General features: G+C 56.7%; 17 protein-coding genes and 3 tRNA genes. 3 read left to right on the top strand and 17 right to left on the bottom strand.

The genetic code is table 11. The features are described from left to right. Window positions 1-8: 8 nt before the first annotated feature. From rnr to nnr, 13 genes are all read right to left on the bottom strand, one after another. A complete protein-coding gene (rnr, locus tag AC1V0D_RS15845) occupies window positions 9-2,501 on the bottom strand; it encodes a ribonuclease R (RefSeq protein WP_009087461.1) in 2,493 nt (830 codons plus the stop codon). 16 nt (window positions 2,502-2,517) lie between these two features. Continuing rightward, window positions 2,518-2,961, bottom strand: coding sequence for a nitric oxide-sensing transcriptional repressor NsrR (gene nsrR / locus AC1V0D_RS15840; RefSeq protein ID WP_111208582.1), 444 nt, complete (start codon window positions 2,959-2,961; stop codon window positions 2,518-2,520). 218 nt (window positions 2,962-3,179) lie between these two features. Continuing rightward, the gene (locus AC1V0D_RS15835; RefSeq protein ID WP_009087463.1) at window positions 3,180-4,478 is read right to left on the bottom strand and encodes an adenylosuccinate synthase; all 1,299 of its coding nucleotides are present in this window, start codon (window positions 4,476-4,478) and stop codon (window positions 3,180-3,182) included. A gap of 166 nt (window positions 4,479-4,644) precedes the next feature. After that, window positions 4,645-4,845 (bottom strand): DUF2065 domain-containing protein, encoded by a 201-nt coding sequence (locus AC1V0D_RS15830; RefSeq protein ID WP_009087464.1) that lies wholly within the window; start codon window positions 4,843-4,845, stop codon window positions 4,645-4,647. Between the two features lie 56 nt (window positions 4,846-4,901). Further along, window positions 4,902-5,906, bottom strand: a complete 1,005-nt coding sequence (hflC, locus tag AC1V0D_RS15825) for a protease modulator HflC (RefSeq protein ID WP_009087465.1) — start codon at window positions 5,904-5,906, stop codon at window positions 4,902-4,904. A gap of 3 nt (window positions 5,907-5,909) precedes the next feature. Further along, complete coding sequence (gene hflK, locus AC1V0D_RS15820) at window positions 5,910-7,148, bottom strand: FtsH protease activity modulator HflK (RefSeq protein WP_009087466.1); 1,239 nt, start codon at window positions 7,146-7,148, stop codon at window positions 5,910-5,912. Between the two features lie 92 nt (window positions 7,149-7,240). Continuing rightward, a complete protein-coding gene (gene hflX / locus AC1V0D_RS15815) occupies window positions 7,241-8,521 on the bottom strand; it encodes a ribosome rescue GTPase HflX (protein ID WP_009087467.1) in 1,281 nt (426 codons plus the stop codon). Window positions 8,522-8,594: 73 nt separating this feature from the next. After that, the gene (hfq, locus tag AC1V0D_RS15810; RefSeq protein ID WP_009087468.1) at window positions 8,595-8,906 is read right to left on the bottom strand and encodes an RNA chaperone Hfq; all 312 of its coding nucleotides are present in this window, start codon (window positions 8,904-8,906) and stop codon (window positions 8,595-8,597) included. Between the two features lie 104 nt (window positions 8,907-9,010). Continuing rightward, on the bottom strand, window positions 9,011-9,961 hold the full coding sequence (miaA, locus tag AC1V0D_RS15805; RefSeq protein ID WP_046102612.1) for a tRNA (adenosine(37)-N6)-dimethylallyltransferase MiaA: 951 nt from the start codon (window positions 9,959-9,961) through the stop codon (window positions 9,011-9,013). Beyond that, the gene (gene mutL / locus AC1V0D_RS15800) at window positions 9,954-11,810 is read right to left on the bottom strand and encodes a DNA mismatch repair endonuclease MutL (RefSeq protein WP_482907744.1); all 1,857 of its coding nucleotides are present in this window, start codon (window positions 11,808-11,810) and stop codon (window positions 9,954-9,956) included. Before mutL ends, miaA begins: the two co-directional genes overlap by 8 nt. A gap of 48 nt (window positions 11,811-11,858) precedes the next feature. Then, on the bottom strand, window positions 11,859-13,520 hold the full coding sequence (amiB, locus tag AC1V0D_RS15795) for an N-acetylmuramoyl-L-alanine amidase AmiB (RefSeq protein ID WP_058956517.1): 1,662 nt from the start codon (window positions 13,518-13,520) through the stop codon (window positions 11,859-11,861). After that, entirely contained in the window at window positions 13,517-13,993 is a 477-nt protein-coding gene (gene tsaE / locus AC1V0D_RS15790) for a tRNA (adenosine(37)-N6)-threonylcarbamoyltransferase complex ATPase subunit type 1 TsaE (RefSeq protein ID WP_150030246.1), read from the bottom strand. The genes amiB and tsaE overlap by 4 nt, the downstream gene beginning before the upstream one ends. Further along, on the bottom strand, window positions 13,990-15,510 hold the full coding sequence (nnr, locus tag AC1V0D_RS15785; protein ID WP_072052749.1) for a bifunctional ADP-dependent NAD(P)H-hydrate dehydratase/NAD(P)H-hydrate epimerase: 1,521 nt from the start codon (window positions 15,508-15,510) through the stop codon (window positions 13,990-13,992). The genes tsaE and nnr overlap by 4 nt, the downstream gene beginning before the upstream one ends. Between nnr and queG the strand changes: the two genes are divergently transcribed. Next, complete coding sequence (gene queG / locus AC1V0D_RS15780; protein ID WP_046102615.1) at window positions 15,509-16,648, top strand: tRNA epoxyqueuosine(34) reductase QueG; 1,140 nt, start codon at window positions 15,509-15,511, stop codon at window positions 16,646-16,648. The genes nnr and queG overlap by 2 nt on opposite strands. A gap of 350 nt (window positions 16,649-16,998) precedes the next feature. Here queG and AC1V0D_RS15775 read toward each other — a convergent pair. The 4 genes from AC1V0D_RS15775 to orn form a co-directional block, all read right to left on the bottom strand. Continuing rightward, window positions 16,999-17,074 (bottom strand) — tRNA-Gly (locus AC1V0D_RS15775). 25 nt (window positions 17,075-17,099) lie between these two features. Continuing rightward, a tRNA-Gly gene (locus AC1V0D_RS15770) sits at window positions 17,100-17,175 on the bottom strand. Between the two features lie 24 nt (window positions 17,176-17,199). Next, window positions 17,200-17,275 (bottom strand) — tRNA-Gly (locus AC1V0D_RS15765). Between the two features lie 154 nt (window positions 17,276-17,429). Continuing rightward, window positions 17,430-17,978 (bottom strand): oligoribonuclease, encoded by a 549-nt coding sequence (orn, locus tag AC1V0D_RS15760; protein ID WP_337021882.1) that lies wholly within the window; start codon window positions 17,976-17,978, stop codon window positions 17,430-17,432. Between the two features lie 101 nt (window positions 17,979-18,079). Between orn and rsgA the strand changes: the two genes are divergently transcribed. Both rsgA and asd read left to right on the top strand, forming a co-directional pair. Continuing rightward, window positions 18,080-19,129, top strand: coding sequence for a small ribosomal subunit biogenesis GTPase RsgA (gene rsgA / locus AC1V0D_RS15755; protein WP_009087478.1), 1,050 nt, complete (start codon window positions 18,080-18,082; stop codon window positions 19,127-19,129). 170 nt (window positions 19,130-19,299) lie between these two features. Further along, the gene (asd, locus tag AC1V0D_RS15750; protein WP_009087480.1) at window positions 19,300-20,199 is read left to right on the top strand and encodes an archaetidylserine decarboxylase; all 900 of its coding nucleotides are present in this window, start codon (window positions 19,300-19,302) and stop codon (window positions 20,197-20,199) included. Window positions 20,200-20,213: the final 14 nt, after the last annotated feature.

Genomic DNA, 20,213 nt, shown 5'->3' with positions numbered 1-20,213 from the left:
GACGCGCCTCAGTCAGACTCGGCCTTCCTTCTGGCGCGCTTCGCCTTTGTGGCGGCGGCGATTTTACGGGTTTTTTCCGAGACGTTTTTACTTTTTTTCTCGCTATTTGCCCCGGCAGATTTGCCTTTGCCTCCCCGGAAGGCGGCGTCCGGCTCGAAGTTAGACTTACGGCTCGCATCGCGACGGCGCTTCGCTGGCGCTTTATCGTCACGTTTTGCGCGGTCGCGCGCGGTCTTTCCTTCCCCACGCACCTGCCGCTGACTGGAGATCAGGGCAAAGTCGATTTTACGCTCGTCCATATGCACGGCTTCGACCCGCACTTCCACGGTGTCACCCAGGCGATAGGTGCGCCCGCCCGATTCACCAATCAGACGCTGCCCTACCGGGTCAAAACGGTAGTAGTCATTATCGAGTGAAGAGACATGCACCAGACCATCAATGAAGAGATCGTTTAAGCGCACAAAGAAGCCAAATCCGGTGACGCTGGAGATGACGCCGTTGAACACGTTACCGACCTGATCCTGCATGAAGTCACACTTAAGCCAGTCCGCCACGTCGCGCGTCGCTTCATCTGCGCGGCGCTCGGTCAGGGAGCAGTGCAGGCCCAGTTGCAGCATCTGCGGCATGTCATAGTGATAGCCCCCGGTCGCGGTCGTCAGATCTTTGGCGACGCTGCGATCTTTCGGCATCAGGTACTTAATGGCGCGCTGAACCAGCCCTTTGCCTTCATCCTGCTCTTTTGCCAGCAGATATTTGATGGCGCGGTGCAGCGTCAGATCCGGGTAGCGACGGATCGGCGAGGTAAAGTGAGCATAGGAGGAGAGGGCCAGACCGAAGTGGCCGCGGTTCTCCGGATCGTACACCGCCTGCTTCATGGAACGCAGCAGCATGGTCTGCAGCATTTCCGCATCCGGACGATCGGCCACCTGCTTCAGCAGCGCCGCATAGTCAACAGGCTGCGGTTTGTTGCCGCCTGGCAGGCTCAGTCCCAGCTCATTGAGCACGGTACGGAAGCTCTTGATGCTCTCGTCGGTCGGACGATCGTGGTCGCGGAACAGCGCCGGTTCCTGATTTTTCTCCACAAAGCGTGCCGAGGCGATGTTCGCCAGGATCATGCACTCTTCGATCAGCTTGTGGGCGTCATTACGGGAGACGCGTTCCACCCGCTCAATACGGCGCTCGGCGTTGAAAATAAACTTCGCCTCTTCCGTCTCAAACGAAATACCGCCGCGCTCTTCGCGTGCAGCATCCAGCGCCTGATAGAGGTTATGCAGCTCTTCAAGATCTTTAACCAGCGGCGCGTATTGCTGACGCAGCTCTTTGTCGCCCTGCAGGATATTCCAGACCTTGTTATAGGTCAGACGCGCATGGGAGTTCATCACCGCTTCATAATGTTTGAAGCCGGTCAGTTTACCCTTGGTCGAAATGGTCATCTCGCACACCATACACAGGCGATCCACCTGCGGGTTAAGCGAACAGAGGCCATTCGACAGCACTTCCGGCAGCATCGGCACCACCTGTGACGGGAAGTAGACCGAGGTGCCGCGCTGATGCGCCTCATCATCCAGCGGCGTGCCCGGACGAACGTAGTAGCTCACATCGGCAATCGCGACCCACAGACGCCAGCCACCCCCGCGCTTTTTCTCACAGTAGACGGCATCATCGAAGTCACGGGCATCTTCACCATCAATGGTGACCAGCGGCAGTTTGCGCAGATCGACGCGGCCTTTTTTCGCCTCTTCCGGCACCTCTTCTTTCAGCTGGCTGATCTGGGCTTCTACCTGCGGCGGCCAGGTGTGCGGAATTTCATGGGTGCGCAGCGCCATGTCCACGGCCAGGCTGGTGCCCATATCTTCGCCGAGGATTTCAATCACTTTACCGATCGCTTTGCTGCGACGGTTCGGGCGCTGCACCAGCTCCACCACCACCACGGAACCCATACGGGCCTGCATCGTCTCTTCTGGCGGGATGAGAATATCGAAACTCAGGCGACTGTCATCCGGCACCACGAAGCCGGCACCGGCATCGGTAAAGTAGCGGCCAACGATCTGATTGTTGCGGGGTTCCTGCACCCGGACCACGCGCGCTTCGCGACGGCCTTTGCGATCGGCACCCAGCGGCTGCGCCAGGATCACGTCACCGTGCATGCAGAATTTCATCTGTTCAGCGGAAAGATAGAGGTCATCTTTCTGACCTTCCGCCCGCAGGAAGCCGTAGCCATCACGATGGCCGATAACTTTACCGCGCAGGAGATCGAGGCGTTCTGGCAGGGCATAACACTGACGGCGGGTGAAGACCAGCTGACCATCACGCTCCATGGCGCGAAGGCGGCGACGCAGCGCCTCAAGCTGCTCTTCATCGTGCAGATTCATCTCTTCAGCCAGCTCTTCACGGCTGGCCGGTTTTTCACGTTTTTCTAATAAAGCCAGGATAAATTCACGGCTTGGAATAGGGTTTTCGTATTTTTCAGCTTCTCTATCCTGAAAAGGATCTTTTGACATAACGGTTCCTCCGATGTCATTTAATATTTATATCCGCCGGCGATCTGGACAGTATGATTTCATAAAGTGGCGTATTGCCTTCGACCAAATCGGCCAGCGTATAGTTATCCAGCTCCTGCAAAAATCGCTGTACTGCATCATGCAGCGCCTGTTTAAGACGGCAGGCGGGCGAAATGGAGCAGGAGGGGCAATCGACTAATTGTAGCGGCTCCATCCTGCGGACCACTTCACCAATCACAATCTGACGCGGCGGCATACCCAGACGAATACCGCCATTTTTACCCCGTGTTGCAGCGACATAGCCCGCCCGGCTCAGCTGATTAATGATTTTGACCATATGGTTACGCGACAAACCGTACGTGTCGGTTACCGCAGTAATATTGGTCTGCTGGCCCTCGGGTAACGAGGCCAGATAAATCAGGGCCCGTAAGCCATAATCAGTAAAACTCGTGAGCTGCACAGTAACCTCAGTGAACCTTCAGGCGTGGCATGACATTGTTCGCCTTACAATGGGTGTCGGGATTAAATCGGATCGCCATTCGATTAACTACGATGATAAACCAGAGTGTGATTGGCCGTGCGTTTTTTTCAGTCAGCACCGGGTTTGACAAGCGAAGGGAAGATAAGTGGCATCAGAGAGTGGAAAAACAAGGGCCGGACAGCGTCCGGCCTCAATCATTATGCGTCGAACGGATCGCGCAGAATCATTGTTTCACTGCGATCGGGACCGGTTGAAATAATATCAATCGGCACACCCGTTACCTCTTCAACGCGCTTGATGTAATCACGCGCCGCCTGAGGTAAACCTTCCAGCGTCTTAACGCCAAACGTTGTCTCGCTCCAGCCTGGCAGCGTTTCGTAGATCGGCTCAATGCCTTCCCAGTTCTCTGCTGCCAGCGGCGTAGAAGTCACTTCGCGGCCATCCGGCATACGGTAAGCGACACAGATTTTCACCTCTTTCAGGCCATCCAGCACGTCCAGCTTGGTCATGCAGAAACCTGACAGGGAGTTGATCTGAACTGCACGGCGAACGGCTACCGCATCCAGCCAGCCGGTACGACGACGACGTCCGGTGGTCGCACCAAACTCGTTGCCCTGTGCACACAGGAACTCACCGGTTTCATCGAACAGCTCGGTCGGGAACGGGCCTGCACCTACGCGGGTGGAGTACGCTTTCACAATACCCAGCACGTAGTCGACATAACGCGGACCGATACCTGAACCGGTCGCCACGCCACCTGCGGTGGTGTTGGACGAGGTCACGTAAGGATAGGTCCCGTGGTCGATATCCAGCAGGGTACCCTGCGCGCCTTCAAACATGATCAGATCGCCACGCTTACGCGCGCTGTCCAGCAGTTCAGAGACGTCAACCACCATGCCGGTCAGGATGTCAGCGACTTCCATCACATCGCTCAGCACTTTGTCGAAATCGACGGCTGGCTCTTTGTAGTACTCCACCAGCTGGAAGTTGTAGAAATCGACCACTTCCTTCAGCTTGGCAGCAAAGGTTTCTTTGTTGAACAGGTCGCTGACGCGCAGTGCGCGACGCGCCACTTTATCTTCATAAGCCGGTCCGATGCCACGGCCGGTGGTCCCGATCGCTTTGGCACCGCGCGCACGTTCACGCGCCATGTCCATCGCAACATGATATTGCAGGATCAGCGGACAGGCTTCAGAAATCAGCAGACGTTCACGTACCGGAATCCCGCGCGCTTCCAGACCTTTCATCTCCTTCATTAAAGCTTCAGGAGAGAGCACAACACCGTTACCAATGATGCTGGTCACGTTATCGCGCAGAATGCCAGAAGGGATCAGGTGGAGGACGGTTTTTTCACCGTTGATGACAAGCGTGTGGCCCGCATTGTGGCCGCCTTGATAACGCACAACGTAATTCGCGCGTTCAGTCAGAAGGTCTACAATCTTACCTTTACCTTCGTCACCCCATTGGGTGCCCAGTACGACGACGTTCTTACCCATTTCTCAAAATCACCGATTGCTTAAAAAAGGATTCTACCATCTGATCCCGCTGTTTTCAGCACTTTTAGCATACGATTGCGCGCTTTTTTGCCTGAGTTTTGATCACTACAACATGTTGGGGATTCTGGCGCAAAAAGGCACAATTTAGCCGGTTTCAGCCACGGTTTCAGACGTTGCCGTGCAGACTCAGCATACAGTAGATGACCATGCCTGCTACCACCAGTCCGCCACCGAAACGGTGCAGCAGACGATCCGGTAAGCGGGTCATCGACAGGATCATGCGTCGCCAGAGGCGTGGCATAAACATCGGCCCCAACCCTTCGAGCACCAACACCAGCGCCAGTGCCATCCAGATGCTTGTTTTCATTCTGATACCCAAAAAAAAGGCCGACAACATTGTCGGCCTGTAGGTTATATCAGTTCTTAACGTGTCGCGTTAGAGGGCGCCTTCATATATCGGAAGAAGTCGCTATCCGGGCTTAACACCATCACGTCCTGATTTTCGCTGAAGCTGTTTTCGTAAGCACGCAGGCTACGAATAAAGGCGTAGAAGTCAGGATCTTTGCTGAACGCATCGGCAAACAACCGGGCCGTTTCCGCATCACCATCACCGCGGGTGATCAGCGCTTCACGCTGCGCTTCGGCCAGCGTACGCGTGACCTGATAGTCCGCCTGGGCGCGCAGTTTTTCCGCCTCTTCCTGACCCTGTGAACGCTGGCTGCGTGCAACCGCTTCACGCTCAGCGCGCATGCGGTTGAAGATCGCATCAGACACTTCGGTCGGCAGGTTGATCTGCTTGATGCGCACATCAACGACCTGAATACCTAACGCGGCCATACTGTTCGGATTCGGAGCGGGCTCATTGCTGTTGGTTTCACGCTCAACACGGGCCGCTGCGCTGGCAATCGCGTCATCCGCCGCTGGCGTCGCCACTTCATCATCGCTGCCGACAGAACCGGTGTTCAGCGCGTCACGCACGTCAGTGGTCAGGCGACCGCGGGAATCCGTAACGATATCTTTCACATCCAGACGGCCCATTTCAGAACGCAGGCGGTCACTGAACTTACGTTTCAGCAGCACTTCCGCCTGAGAGACATCCCCGCCACCGGTGGCCAGGTAGTAACGACTGAAGTCGCTGATACGCCACTTGATGTAGGAGTCCACGATCAGATCTTTCTTCTCTTTGGTGACGAAGCGATCGGCCTGATTGTCCATGGTCTGGATACGTGCATCCAGCGTCTTAACCGTTTCCAGGAATGGGATCTTGAAATGCAGACCCGGCTCAAACACCTGCGGCTTGTTTTCGCCGTCGCGCAGGACTTTACCGAAGCGCAGCACGATGCCGCGCTCGCCTTCCTGCACCACAAACAGCGACGCATAGAGCGCCACCAGCACGACGATAATTAAAAATATTATTGGCTTACGCATCGATTACTCTCTCCCTTCGCGCTGGCTGTCGCTGCGCTGAGCATTCGCCCGGCGCTGATCCATGATGTTGTCCGGACTGTATGACGACGTGTCATTGCGGCTGGCATTGCGATCGGAGAGCGCAGGCAGTGACGAGCTGGTGCCGCCCTTCTGACCGTGCTGGCCGGATGCAGCCTGACCGCCACGCATCAGCTGGTCCAGCGGCAGCATCATCAGATTATTACCGCGATCGTTAACCAGGACTTTGCGGGTATGGCTCAGTACGCGTTCCATGGTCTCAATATAGAGACGCTCCTTGGTGATCTCTGGCGCCGCTTTATACTCCGGCAGAATCTTGGCGAAACGCGCCACTTCACCCTGCGCTTCCAGAACGGTTCGCTCTTTGTAAGCGCGCGCCTCTTCCAGAATACGTTGCGCCTGGCCATTCGCTCGAGGCTGAACTTCGTTAGCGTAGGCTTCCGCTTCACGGACGTACTGCTCGCGGTTTTCACGTGCGGCAATAGCGTCATCAAACGCAGATTTCACCTCTTCTGGCGGACGGGCCGCCTGGAAGTTGACGTCCAGTACCGCGATGCCCATGTTGTACGGGCGAATCGTCTCGTCAATTTCACGCTGAGTATCGCTACGCACCACGGTACGGCCTTCGGTGAGGATGCGATCCATGGTGGAACGACCAATTACGCCACGCAGCGCGCTATCAGTCGCCTGACGCAGGCTGTCGTCGGCGCTGGTGACCGCATAAAGATAGCGTTCCGGATCGGTCACGCGGTACTGCACGTTCATCTCTACGCGCACCACGTTTTCGTCGGAGGTCAGCATGACGCCAGACGCCGCCAGTTCGCGCACCGACTCGACGTTGACCGCACGAACCTGATCGATGAAGGTCGGCTTCCAGTTCAGACCCGGTTCGACCAGGTGACTGAACTTACCGAAACGCGTGACCACGCCCCGTTCCGCTTCTTTGATGGTGTAGAAACCGCTTGCAGCCCAGATGACGACCGCCGCTACCGCGACGATGCCAGCCAGTTTGCCACCGCTGCCGGAGCCGCGCTGACCGTTATCGCTCTGTTTGCCACCGCCCAGTCCGCCAAGCTTCTTGCTCAGTTTACGGAAGATATCATCCAGATCAGGAGGCCCGGATTCCCGTCCTCCCTTATTCCCCCCAGAGTTGCCGCCTTGATTATTGCTGCTTCCCCACGGGTCGCGGTCCTGTCCGTTATTTCCGGGCTGATTCCACGCCATGTTCTACTCCATTTATTGTAATTACGGTTTTTACCCTTCATTTTTCGGATGCGACAATCGTCTAATGTTAAGGTAAATGCGTTTTGGCAATATCAAACAATGTAACTGGTCAGCGACGGTTCCTGCTTACATAAACGCATCCATTCAATAATGGGCATACGTATCTGCAATCCTACACTGCCGTCTTCTTCATTCCACTCTTTCTCAATCGCCTGCAACTGATAGAAGCGACTGCGAAGTCGCCCCGCTTCCGGTGGCAGACGTAATGCATGCTGAGCAATCTCCCCGGACAGCCGCTCAGAGAGCGCCTGCCAGAGCAACGGAAGGCCTGCACCGGTCTGGGCAGAGAGCCAGACACGAATCGGCAGATTCTCTTCGTTGCGATCGATACGCGGCTCAAATCCGTCGAGCATATCGATTTTATTCATCACCAGTAGCGTCGGGATCTCATCCGCCTCAATCTCTTCGAGGACGGCATCGACGGCGGCCATATTATCGGTGACGCGAACATCGGCGCCATCAACCACGTGCAGCAGCAGCGTCGCCTGGCGTGTCTCCTGCAGCGTGGCTTTAAACGCGGCAACCAGGTCGTGAGGAAGATGGCGAATAAACCCGACCGTGTCCGCCAGCACGACTTCCCCGACATCAGCCACATTCAGACGGCGCAGCGTAGGGTCGAGCGTCGCAAACAGCTGGTCTGCGGCAAAGACGTTGGCCGAGGTCATGGCATTAAAGAGGGTCGATTTGCCGGCGTTGGTATACCCCACCAGCGAAACGGTCGGCACATCCGCTTTGGCACGTGACTGACGCCCCTGTTCGCGCTGCTTTTCAACCCGCTCAAGGCGAGACAGAATCTGGCTGATGCGTCCGCGTAACAGCCGGCGGTCTGTTTCTAACTGGGTTTCACCCGGACCCCGTAAACCAATTCCGCCCTTCTGGCGTTCAAGGTGGGTCCAGCCGCGCACCAGACGTGTGGCGAGATGGCGAAGCTGTGCCAGCTCGACCTGCAATTTACCTTCGTGGGTGCGTGCCCGTTGGGCAAAGATATCCAGAATTAAACCGGTGCGATCAATGACCCGGCATTCGCACAGGCGCTCGAGGTTTCTTTCCTGAGCGGGCGTAAGGGCATGATCGAATAAGACGACCGATGCTCCTGTTGTTTTTACCGCATCGGCAATTTCAACGGCTTTTCCTTCACCGACAAAATACTTGGGGTGTGGCGCTTTACGGCTGCCAGTTACCACTTGCAGCGCCTCAACGCCAGCAGAAGAGACCAGGGTTTCAAACTCCTGCAGATCTTCTACTTCTTTGTCTTGGGAGAACCAGATGTGTACCAGTACGGCCTGCTCACCGGCATCATAACGGTCAAACAAGCTATAACCTCGCTAAAATAAAAGACCAGGACGGAAAACCACTGTTCTCCGATCCTGGCTGTACGGCGACGCGTTATTCTGCGTTATCGCCGTCTTGTTGTGGCTGTGGCTGCGCAGATGTGTTGCTGCCACCATGATGGTAATTGTTGCTGCCGCCACCGGTATTATTGCTATGGTGAGAAACCGGGCGTGAAGGAACAACGGTAGAAATGGCGTGTTTATAAACCATCTGACTTACCGTGTTTTTCAACAAAATGACGAACTGATCAAATGACTCAATCTGACCCTGCAGCTTAATACCGTTAACCAGATAAATCGAAACCGGAACACGTTCACGACGCAGTGCGTTCAAAAACGGGTCTTGTAATGATTGCCCCTTAGCCATTCTATCTTTTCCTTATATGCTTGTTGTTTGTTGCTCGTAGAACCTATGGTTCTGAAAAAAACTGCGTAAAAATTTGCGCACGATAACTCATCAATTGTACACAATCACCCATGCTTCGCACTAAGAACCTGTAACACCGTATCACGCGCCAGCCGGGGCTCGTCACTGTCAAGCCAGTGAACGTTTTCCCAGCCACGTAACCAGGTCATCTGTCTCTTAGCGAGCTGCCGGGTTGCGCAAATTCCCCGATAAACCATCTCGCTGTAATCGATTTCGCCTGATAAATAAGACCACATCTGACGATAGCCAACACAACGAATGGAAGGCATGTCCGTATGCAAATCACCTCGTGCAAACAGGGCCCGAGCCTCCGCTTCAAATCCTGACGCCAACATCTGCTCAAAACGTAACGCGATGCGCTGGTGCAACAGTTCGCGGCTCGCGGGGGCGATGGCAAACTGATGCACGTCGTAGGGTAACGCTTCACCGGAGGTTTTTGTCAGTTCCGTTAAAGTTTTACCCGAAATAAAAAAAACTTCCAGTGCTCGCGAAAGTCTCTGCGGATCATTCGGATGAATACGACTACCAGCAACCGGGTCGATCTCACACAGCTGGCGGTGCAAAGCTTCCCAGCCTTTTTCACGCGCCGTTTGCTCTATCTGCTGACGAACGTCGGGATCGGCCGAGGGCAACGGCGACAATCCTTCAAGTAACGCCTTGAAGTAGAGCATGGTTCCACCAACAAGCAACGGAATTCGTCCAGCCTGAACGATATCCGCCATTTCTGCTAAAGCATCGCGCCGGAACTCCGCAGCCGAATAGGCTTCTGCGGGATCGCGGATGTCGAGCAGACGATGGGGGGCCACTGCTAACTCCTCAGCCGACGGTTTTGCCGTACCAATATCCATCTGACGATAGATTAAGGCAGAATCGACGCTGATTAGTTCCACCGGTAACTGCCTGCGCAGTTCAATGGCTAATGCGGTTTTACCCGATGCAGTGGGTCCCATCAAAAAAATCGCCTTTGGCCGGCCAGCCTGGTTCAGTTCACTCATGCTTCAACGCGTTAATCGCGCTCTCAATCTCTAAGGGCTGTAACAAGCCTGAAGGTGGCGATTTCAGTAGCTGTGGGCAAAGCCGTTCGAGCTCTGCCAGCAGGTTGATCGCCTGTGAGTGATTCCAGTCGGAGGACGCTGCATCCTGACGCCGTGCCAGCCACTGGGCCAGCTGCGTCGCAGAGTTCTCCTGCTGCCGGGCGAGATAGCCTAACAGTTCAGGAATCAAGATTTGTAAATTTTGTGTTCGTAACGGTAAAGGCACCGCACGCAGGGTCACGTGGTCACCGTCAGGCTGCAGATCGATACCCATCTGACTGAGCAGACTGCTGTTTTCTTTGGCGGCCTGACACTCCTCCCGCGCCATTTTCAGGCGCACCGGAATCAGAAGGGGCTGCGGTTTAAGCCCCTCTTCGCCCGGTTCGAGCTGCGCCTGCTTCAGCCAGCGCGCCGCGACCGGCAGCGCCATCAGGAACAGTTTCTGGTCCTGTTCCAGCAGCGCATAGTGGTTCTGCAGGACGGTCAGCACCCGGCCAAAACTCTGCGCATGGGCCGCCAGCGGCGTGGCTTTCTCCGGCTGACGCCGCGCAGCCGGTTCGCGGGCTTCAGGCGCCGCCGCACTGGCGGCAGGCGTTTTCAGCAGCTGCTGATAAACCGCGCCTTCACGCTGACGATAGACGTTCTCTTTGTTTTGCCATGCGGGGGCTGGCTCACGGGTGGGCGCGGCCGGTCGGTTCTCACTGGCGGAGGTCGCAGGCTGGGCAAAATGGTTGCCTCCGGCGGCCTGACGATTCTCCGGCTGCCAGCGTGGGGCCGGTTCTTCTGCTTTCAGCGCGGGCAAAGCTGGTGCGGCAACCGCCTGCAGCGCGCTGACCACGCCCTGATAAATAAAGTCATGCACCAGACGTGACTGATGAAACCGCACTTCGTGTTTGGCCGGATGGACGTTGACATCCACCTGATGCGGATCGATCTCCAGATAGAGCACGTAAGCGGGTTGCTGCTCATCCTGCAGCTGGTCCTGAAAAGCCTGGCGGATAGCGTGGTTGATCAGCCTGTCACGCATCATGCGGCCATTGACGTAGCAATATTGCAGCTCGCTGACCTGACGCGACCCGGCGGGATCGGCGACCCAGCCGCGCAGCGAAAGATCGTCATGTTGCCAGTCGATGCGCAGCGCATGCTGCATAAAGGTGGTGCCACAGATGGCGGCCAGCCGCCGTTCGCGCTGACTCTCCTCGCTGACGGCCCGATACTGGCGCATCATTTTGCCGTTATGGCTGAGTGAAAAGGCGACATCAAACCGCGCCAGCGCAATACGACGAATCACCTCGTCGATGTGACCAAATTCGGTTTTCTCGGTGCGCATGAATCTGCGCCGCGCGGGGGTGTTATAAAACAGGTCCAGCACTTCCAGCGTGGTGCCGCAGGGGTGCGCAGCCGGCTTGACCGTCACCGCCATCTCACGCCCTTCGGCATAAGCCTGCCAGGCTTCGGTCTGATCGGCAGTACGCGAGGTTAAGGTCAGGCGGGAGACCGAACTGATACTGGCCAGCGCTTCGCCCCGGAACCCCAGACTCATGATCGCCTCCAGGTCATCCAGCGAGGCAATTTTACTGGTAGCGTGCCGGGCGAGCGCCATCGAGAGTTCGCTTTTCACGATGCCGCAGCCGTTGTCACGGATGCGGATAAGCTTTGCGCCCCCTTTTTCAATATCAACGTCAATGCGCGTTGCGCCAGCATCAAGGCTGTTTTCCACCAGCTCTTTTACAACCGATGCAGGACGCTCAACCACTTCCCCCGCCGCAATCTGGTTTGCCAGCTGAGGCGGTAAAATTTGTATCGGCATGGTGGATATCCTTTTGGCTGACAGCCCGGCGCGTGGCCGGGCGAACAATCAGGATGCAGGGATTTTCAGGTTCTGCCCCAACATTACGTTGGTCGACTTCAGATTGTTGGTCTGCATTATCGCTTTCGGACTGACGCCATAGTGTGCGGCGATACCGGTCAGGGAATCCCCGACGACCACTTTGTGCCGCACAACACCCCGGGCGCGGGTCGTGCGGCTGGCCGTGGCAGTGGCGGGCACCTTCAGCCGCTGTCCGACCCAGACCACATCCCGCTTCAGCGTATTCAGCTCACGCAGCGTCGCCATACTGACGCCATACTTCGCGGCAATACCGGAAAGCGTCTCACCGCGCGTCACCGTATGACGCTGCGTTGCCCCCGTATATTGCGTCACCCCGGTCGCCGGGTTGCTGGCGACGCTAACCGCCGGCGACGAGCCCAGCGGCCGGTTTTCCTCCTTTGGGATGGATTGCAGCGGGTGCGCCAGGAAATAAGTGCGCAGACCTTTGTAGATCGACTGCGCAATCTTATCCTGGTGTGCGCTACTGCCAAGCAGTCGCTCCTCCGAGGAATTACTGATGAAGCCGGTTTCCACCAGCAGAGAAGGAATGTCAGGTGAACGCAGCACGCCCAGGCTGGCGTGTTCAGGCAGCCGTTTATGCAGCGAGGTGACGCCGCGCAGCTGCTGCAACACTTTCTGCGCGATGTCATATCCGACGCGCTGCGAGTGACCAAACTGCAGGTCCAGCACCGCCTGGCTGAGGTAGGGATCCGCCTGGCTGTTAGCCAGCAGGTCGCCTGCGCCGCCCAGCAGCTCAGACTGTTTCTCTTTCTGCTCCAGCCAGTTAGCCATCTCGTTATTGGCACGGCGGTTGGATAAGACCCAGACCGATGCACCGGTTGCTGCGTGGCTCGGCGCCGCATCCGCATGGATTGACACCAGCACGTTCGCATTAGCTTTACGCGCTACGTCAGAACGGCCCATCACCGAGATAAAATAGTCACCATCGCGGGTCAGAACGCCTTTAAACATCGGATCGTTGTTCAGCAGCACCCGCAGTTTACGCGCAATCGCGATAGTGACGTTCTTCTCCTGCAGCCCGCGCTGTCCGATGGCGCCCGGGTCCTGACCGCCATGCCCGGCGTCAATCGCCACAATCACCGTGTCGTTGTGGCTGACCGTCGCGCCAGGGCGTACCGTGCTGGCGGAACTGCTCACTGAGGTAACCGGATTGGCGTTAAACGGATTGGCAGCGGCACTCTGGACGGGCGCTCGCGACGGGGCTGTCACCGGAGCGGGTGCACTGCGCGTCACCGCCGGCGCTTTACCGGTAATCGTAAAGACCACGCTGTAGCTGTTGCCATTGCGCTGGGTAACCGCACGGGTTTTCCCCGCCTGCGTCAGCTCAAACACCAGCCGCACACTCTGTTTATCTTTCGGGGTACTGGTCCGAATCCGCTTTACGATATTTTCCCCGCTAAAGTTCAGCGGCAGTCCCTGAACCACGCCGCTCTGGCGCACATCAAGCACCACACGATCGGGATTGCGCAGCGGGAAGAAGCCGTAAACAGGCTGTCCGGCAAAGTTCAGAGTAATGGTGGCCTGGCTGTCGCCGTTAGCCACTTTAATATCGGACAACGTGGCGGCAAACAGCGGCGTACAGACCAGCAGCAGCAGTGTCACCAGCGCGATTTTCATCCGTGACATCATGCCTGATCCCTGCCCTGATCAACGTATTCAATCCATTGCTGTCCGGCTGCGGATTGTGCCGTCAGCTCCGCTTCCCGCGCCTCACCCACATAGCGCAGCGTCAGTGTGACATCGGGCGACGGCAGAAAACCTGCGCCCTGCTGCGGCCATTCGACCAGACAGATTGCCTCGCCGCTGAAATAGTCGCGGATCCCCATGAACTCCAGCTCTTCGGGATCGGCCAGGCGGTAGAGGTCAAAATGATAAAGGGTGCGATCACCCAGCGCATAAGGCTCCACCAGCGTGTAAGTGGGGCTTTTAACGTTGCCCTGATGGCCAAGCGCCTGAAGAAAGCCGCGGCTGAAGGTAGTTTTACCCGCCCCCAGATCGCCATAGAGATAAATTACTGCCGCGCTGCCACAGGCGCGCGCCAGCTGAGCGCCCAAACTGAGCGTAGCCGCCTCATCGGGCAAAGAGATAACACAGGTCTTCATGCTTCTTTATTCATCTCAGGATTAACAAACTGCCACAGTAGATCCAGTAAATCTGTTGCCAGCATACCGCGCGTGCCGCGTTGTGCCGCCACCGCATCGGCTGCGGCACCATGCGCCACACAGCCAGCGCAGGCCGCCCCGAACAGCGGCAGTTGCTGACCCATCAGCGAGGCGATGATGCCACTCAACAGGTCGCCCATACCGCCGGAGGCCATACCGGCATTGCCTACATCAGCAAAGGCCATTTCGCCCTGCTCACTGGCAATAATCGTACCGGCACCTTTCAGTACCACTACGCCACCATATTGCTGCGCCAGTCTCTGCGCTGCATGTAAGCGGTCACTCTCAATTTCACTGGTCTCGATATTCAGCAAACGTGCCGCTTCGCCAGGATGCGGCGTAATGATGCGATTCTGACGTTTCTCCGCACTGATTGCCAGCAGGTTAAGTGCATCTGCGTCCCAAAGCATCGGCTTTTCACTGCCTGCCACTGCTTTCAGCGCCTGCTTACCCCACTCGCGCTGTCCTAATCCAGGCCCGACCGCGATGACATCGGCCCACTCCAGCGCCTCTTTCAGGCGTTCATCGGTCAGTTCATCGACCATCACTTCGGGGCGGGCTGTCAGGATCGGGATAATGTTATCTTTGTGAGTGAGTACTCGCACCAATCCACTGCCGGTGCGCAACGCGGCCTCAGCCGTCATGCGCACTGCCCCGGCCGTTCCGGCATCGCCTCCGACGACCAGCAGACGGCCATGGTTGCCTTTATGCGAGGTGGGTTTGCGCGGCTTGAGCCAGCGGGTCAGTGCGCTGGCATCATAACGCGCCATCGGCGCGGTTTCTCCCGCGAGAAACGTCGCCAGGCCAAGGTCGGCATAATAGAGCGTGCCGATAACGTCGCGGGCTTTGCCGGTAAGCTGGCCCGGCTTCAGTGCCACGACGCTCAGGGTATGCGTGGCGTTAATCACCTCACCGGGCGTCGTGCCGTTTCGCGCGGATAAGCCGGACGGCATGTCGATGGCGAGGATCGGTGCCGCATGGGCGTTTGCCTGCTGAATCAGCGTGGCATAGGGTTCCGCAGGCGCGCGCTGTGTGCCGGTGCCCAGCAGCGCATCGACAATCACATCCACCTGCTCTGGCCAGGCCGCACCAGCTGCATGGATCTCGCCGCCCGCATCCAGCCAGGCGTCCCGGGCGCGCTGCGCCTCTTCCGGTAACGCTTTTTCACTGTCACACGCCAGCAGCGTGATGGTTTTACCCGCGGCCTGTCCCAGTCGGGCCAGCACATAGCCATCCCCGCCATTGTTACCGTGGCCGCACAAAATCAGCCAGTGGCGGGCATCAGGCCAGTGCCGGTTCAGATGCTCATAGGCAGCCTGCCCGGCGCGCAGCATCAGTTCATATAGGGTAATGCCAAGGGCATCGGCTCCCTGCTGCTCAAGCTGCGCCACCGCCTGCGCAGGCCAGACAGAATATGGTAAACTGCGGTCGTTTCTCTTCGAATCCTGGTCACTCATGTCATACCCTCTCGATCTTCATCAGTTTGCACAACAGATTAAACAGTGGGGATTAGATCTCGGCTTTCAGCAGGTCGGCATCACCGATACCGATCTCAGTGCGGAAGAGCCGCGCCTGCAGGCGTGGCTGGAGAAGCAGTATCATGGCGAGATGGAGTGGATGGCGCGACATGGCATGATGCGGGCGCGTCCGCATGAACTGCTTCCCGGCACGCTGCGCGTCATCAGCGTTCGCATGAACTACCTTCCGGCCAAAGCCGCCTTTGCCAGCACGCTGAAAAATCCCCGACTGGGCTATGTCAGCCGTTATGCATTAGGCCGCGATTACCACAAAGTATTACGCAATCGCCTGAAAAAGCTCGGAGAAATGATCCAGCAGCATTGCAGCGAGCTTAACTTCCGGCCCTTTGTGGACTCGGCCCCGCTGCTTGAGCGACCGCTGGCAGCTAAAGCAGGACTGGGCTGGACAGGCAAACATTCGCTGATTCTGAATCGTGAAGCTGGCTCGTGGTTTTTCCTCGGCGAGCTGCTGATCGATATCCCCCTGCCGATTGATACGCCGCAGCAGGAGCAGTGTGGCCGCTGTGTCGCCTGCATGACCATCTGCCCGACCAGCGCTATCGTTGAGCCTTACGTCGTGGATGCCCGGCGCTGTATTTCCTATCTCACTATCGAGCTGGAAGGGGCGATCCCGGAAGCGTTTCGCCCGCTGATGGGCAACCGGATTTATGGCTGTGATGACTGCCAGTTGATCTGTCCGTGGAATCGTTACGGGCAACTCAGCGATGAAAGTGACTTCTCTCCCCGCGCGGCCCTGCATGCACCGGAGCTTATCGATCTGTTTCAGTGGGATGAGGCGAAATTTTTGCGTATCACCGAAGGCTCGGCAATTCGACGGATTGGTCATTTGCGCTGGCTGCGTAATATTGCGGTGGCGCTGGGTAATGCGCCCTGGTCAGCGGATATTGTGCCAGTACTGGAACAGCGGCTCGGAGAGAGTGAACTGCTGGATGAACATATTCTGTGGGCGGTCGCCTGTCAGCAGCAGAAACGCCAGCAACTCGTCGTGGACGTACAGCCTGCTCAGCAGAAACGTCTGGTGCGTGCCGTTGAAAAAGGTTTACCCCGTGATGCGTGATTAACCAGCCAGCCGGCAGTTTATCGTTTTCCACACGCTGTGAATAAAAATAAAAAGCTGTTGTCATTCAACTGCAATAACGGGCGTTTCACGCTGGAATAACAAATTGAAATATCTTCATAATCATAAATATCAACAACTTAAGAAAAAGTTGTGTTTATTTAATAATGAGTCTACCGCTTCGTTTTAACGATAAAGCTGTGGATAACTCTGTTCAGAAACATTTTACAGATCGCCGTAAAAGGCGCAGACGATGGGGTGCCGTGCTGTGGATAACCTTAGGCTGACAATCAAAATCAGACGACGATAAACCGTCGGATAACTGATCACAATGAGGTTGATGTTAAATCTGGAGCGGGAAACGAGACTCGAACTCGCGACCCCGACCTTGGCAAGGTCGTGCTCTACCAACTGAGCTATTCCCGCATAGAAGGGCACTGCTAAACAAAACTGGAGCGGGAAACGAGACTCGAACTCGCGACCCCGACCTTGGCAAGGTCGTGCTCTACCAACTGAGCTATTCCCGCAAAGAGGGTACTGCTGATTAAAACTGGAGCGGGAAACGAGACTCGAACTCGCGACCCCGACCTTGGCAAGGTCGTGCTCTACCAACTGAGCTATTCCCGCGCCTTGTACCGACTCTAAATTCTTCACCGGTACGGGGTGCGCATTATACGAGAAATCGTTGCTGCTGCAAGCGTCTGAAAGCAGAATTTTTCGTTTTCAGCGCGTTTGCCGATTAAATCGGCAACCTGGCGATTTCATGCGCACCCTTCGCGGATTAAAGCTGCAAAAAGTGTTCGCGGTAGTAAGCAAGCTCCGCCACTGACTCGCGGATATCATCCAGCGCCTGGTGTGTGCCGCCTTTTTTGAAGCCTGGCAGGATAGAGGGTTTCCAGCGGCGGGCCAGCTCTTTCAGGGTGCTGACATCCAGATAGCGATAGTGGAAGTACGCCTCCAGCTCAGGCATGTACTTAAACAGGAAGCGCCGATCCTGCCCGATGCTGTTGCCGCAGATAGGTGAGGTGTTCGCCGGCACCCACTGCTTCAGAAATTCCAGGGTGGTCAGCTCAGCCGCGCGATCGTCAATCGTGCTCGCCTTCACCCGCTCAACCAGACCGCTGTTGGTGTGGGTGCGGACATTCCACTCATCCATCAGCGCCAGCTGCGCGTCAGACTGATGAACCGCAATAACCGGCCCTTCCGCCAGAATATTCAGGTTGGCATCAGTCACCAGGGTCGCAATCTCAATAATACGGTCGTGAGCCGGATCAAGCCCGGTCATCTCAAGATCAATCCAGATCAGGTTCTGTTCATTTCCAGTAGCCATGCTGTTTCCTGCGGTTGCTATAGTCGTCATTCACAATGAATAAGGTGTATCATAGACGTTTTGCCCAGCCGGGCGAAATCTGGCTAATGCTGTGAGGGTGAGTGAGTAAAAATAAACTGTCGAAGGGCCAACAACGCCGCGTAAGCGCTAACCACGATCGCCGTCTCAATCAGCGTAAAGAGCGCCCGGAAGCGGACGACAACCTGTTTGGGGAAGCCGCAGATGGGGTTGTTGTCAGCCGTTTCGGCATGCACGCTGACGTTGAGGATAGCGCAGGCGTTGCCCACCGCTGCAATATCCGCCGCACGATCCGTTCGCTGGTGACCGGCGATCGGGTGCTGTGGCGTCCGGCAACCAGCGGCGGCAAAGGGATTGTGGAAGCGGTGCATGAACGCACCAGCGTGCTGACCCGTCCCGATTTTTACGACGGTGTGAAGCCGATGGCGGCCAACATCGATCAGATCATTATTGTCTCTGCGATCCTGCCGGAGCTGTCGCTTAACATCATCGATCGCTATCTGGTGGCCAGCGAAACCCTGGAGATCGAGCCGCTACTGGTCCTCAACAAAACCGATCTGCTGGATGAGCGCGCGCGCGCCGTGGTCGATGAGCAGATGGATATCTACCGTGCGATTGGCTATCGCGTAGTGATGGTTTCCAGCCGGGCGAAAAATGGCCTGGACGATCTCGAAGCCGCCTTAACCGATCGCGTCAGTATCTTTGCCGGTCAGTCCGGCGTCGGCAAGTCGAGCCTGCTGAACGCCCTGCTCGGCTTTGACAAAGAAGAGCAGCTCGCGATTCTGACCAATGAGGTTTCAGACGGCTCCGGCTTAGGTCAGCACACCACCACCGCCTCACGGCTCTATCACTTCCCGCACGGCGGGGATGTTATTGACTCACCCGGCGTGCGCGAGTTCGGCTTATGGCATCTGGAGCCGGAACAGATTACCCGCGGATTTGTCGAATTTCGCGCCTTCCTGGGTGCATGCAAATTCCGCGACTGCAAACATGGCAGCGACCCGGGCTGTGCGATTCGCGAAGCGGTGGAAGCCGGTAAAATTCATCGCTCCCGTTTCGACAACTACCACCGTATCCTGGAGAGCATGGCGCAGGTAAAAACGCGTAAAAATTTCCCTGACGGTGAGAGTTAACCGGTATAACCGCGTGATCCGGTCTGACCACAAGATTTTGCGAGGTGCCTTCCGTTCGTCGATCCAGACCGTGCAGCATGCGCGGAATCAGGTATAGTCGCCATCAGAACGGGGCACTGCTACAATCCGCTTCCTTTTTTTCAACGTCATAAAATAGCCAGGAGGCTAAGGTGTTTGATCGTTTAAAACTCGGCTTGAATCATATTCTCCCGAAGAAATGGCTGACTGAACTCGCCGGTTGGGGCGCCAGTCGCCGCGGTGGTTGGTTGACCAAACTGGTCATTGACATCTTTGTCTGGTTTTACAAAGTCGACATGGCGGAAGCACGAAAGCCCGACACCGCCAGCTATCGGACGTTTAATGACTTTTTCGTGCGTCCGCTGAAAGAGGATGCGCGTCCGGTGGATGCTGACGCCAGCCTGATCGCCCTGCCCGCAGATGGCGCTATCAGCCAGCTCGGCCACATCGACGGTGACCAGATTTTCCAGGCCAAAGGTCATCACTACTCGCTTGAAGCACTGCTGGCGGGTGATGAGCGAATGGCGGCCCGGTTTGTGGAGGGCGAATTCGTCACGACCTATCTGGCCCCGCGTGATTATCACCGCGTTCATATGCCGTGCAACGGTATCCTGCGTGAGATGATCTATGTGCCTGGCGATCTCTACTCGGTCAATCCGCTGACCGCGCGTAACATCCCGAACCTGTTCGCCCGTAACGAACGCGTCATCTGCTACTTTGAAACCGATATCGGGCCGATGGTGCAGATCCTGGTGGGCGCCACCATTGTTGGCAGTATCGAAACCGTCTGGGCAGGCACGATTACGCCACCGCGTGAAGGCGTAATTAAGCGCTGGCACTATCCGGCAGCGGATGATGAAGGCGCCGTGGTCCTGCTGAAAGGTCAGGAGATGGGTCGCTTCAAACTCGGCTCTACCGTCATCAACCTGTTCGCACCGGGTCGCGTCAAACTGGCTGAAAGCCTGGAAGCGGAAAGTAAAACCCGTCTGGGACAACCGCTGGCCCTGGCGCTGCCGGTCGCGACAGACCTCTCCGACGTCATCGTCGACTAAATTGAGTGTCCTCC

The sequence above is a fragment of the Pantoea sp. PA1 genome (assembly GCF_056856975.1).
The sequence above is the reverse complement of the archived record's forward strand: the minus strand, read 5'-3'. Positions and strand labels throughout refer to the sequence as shown.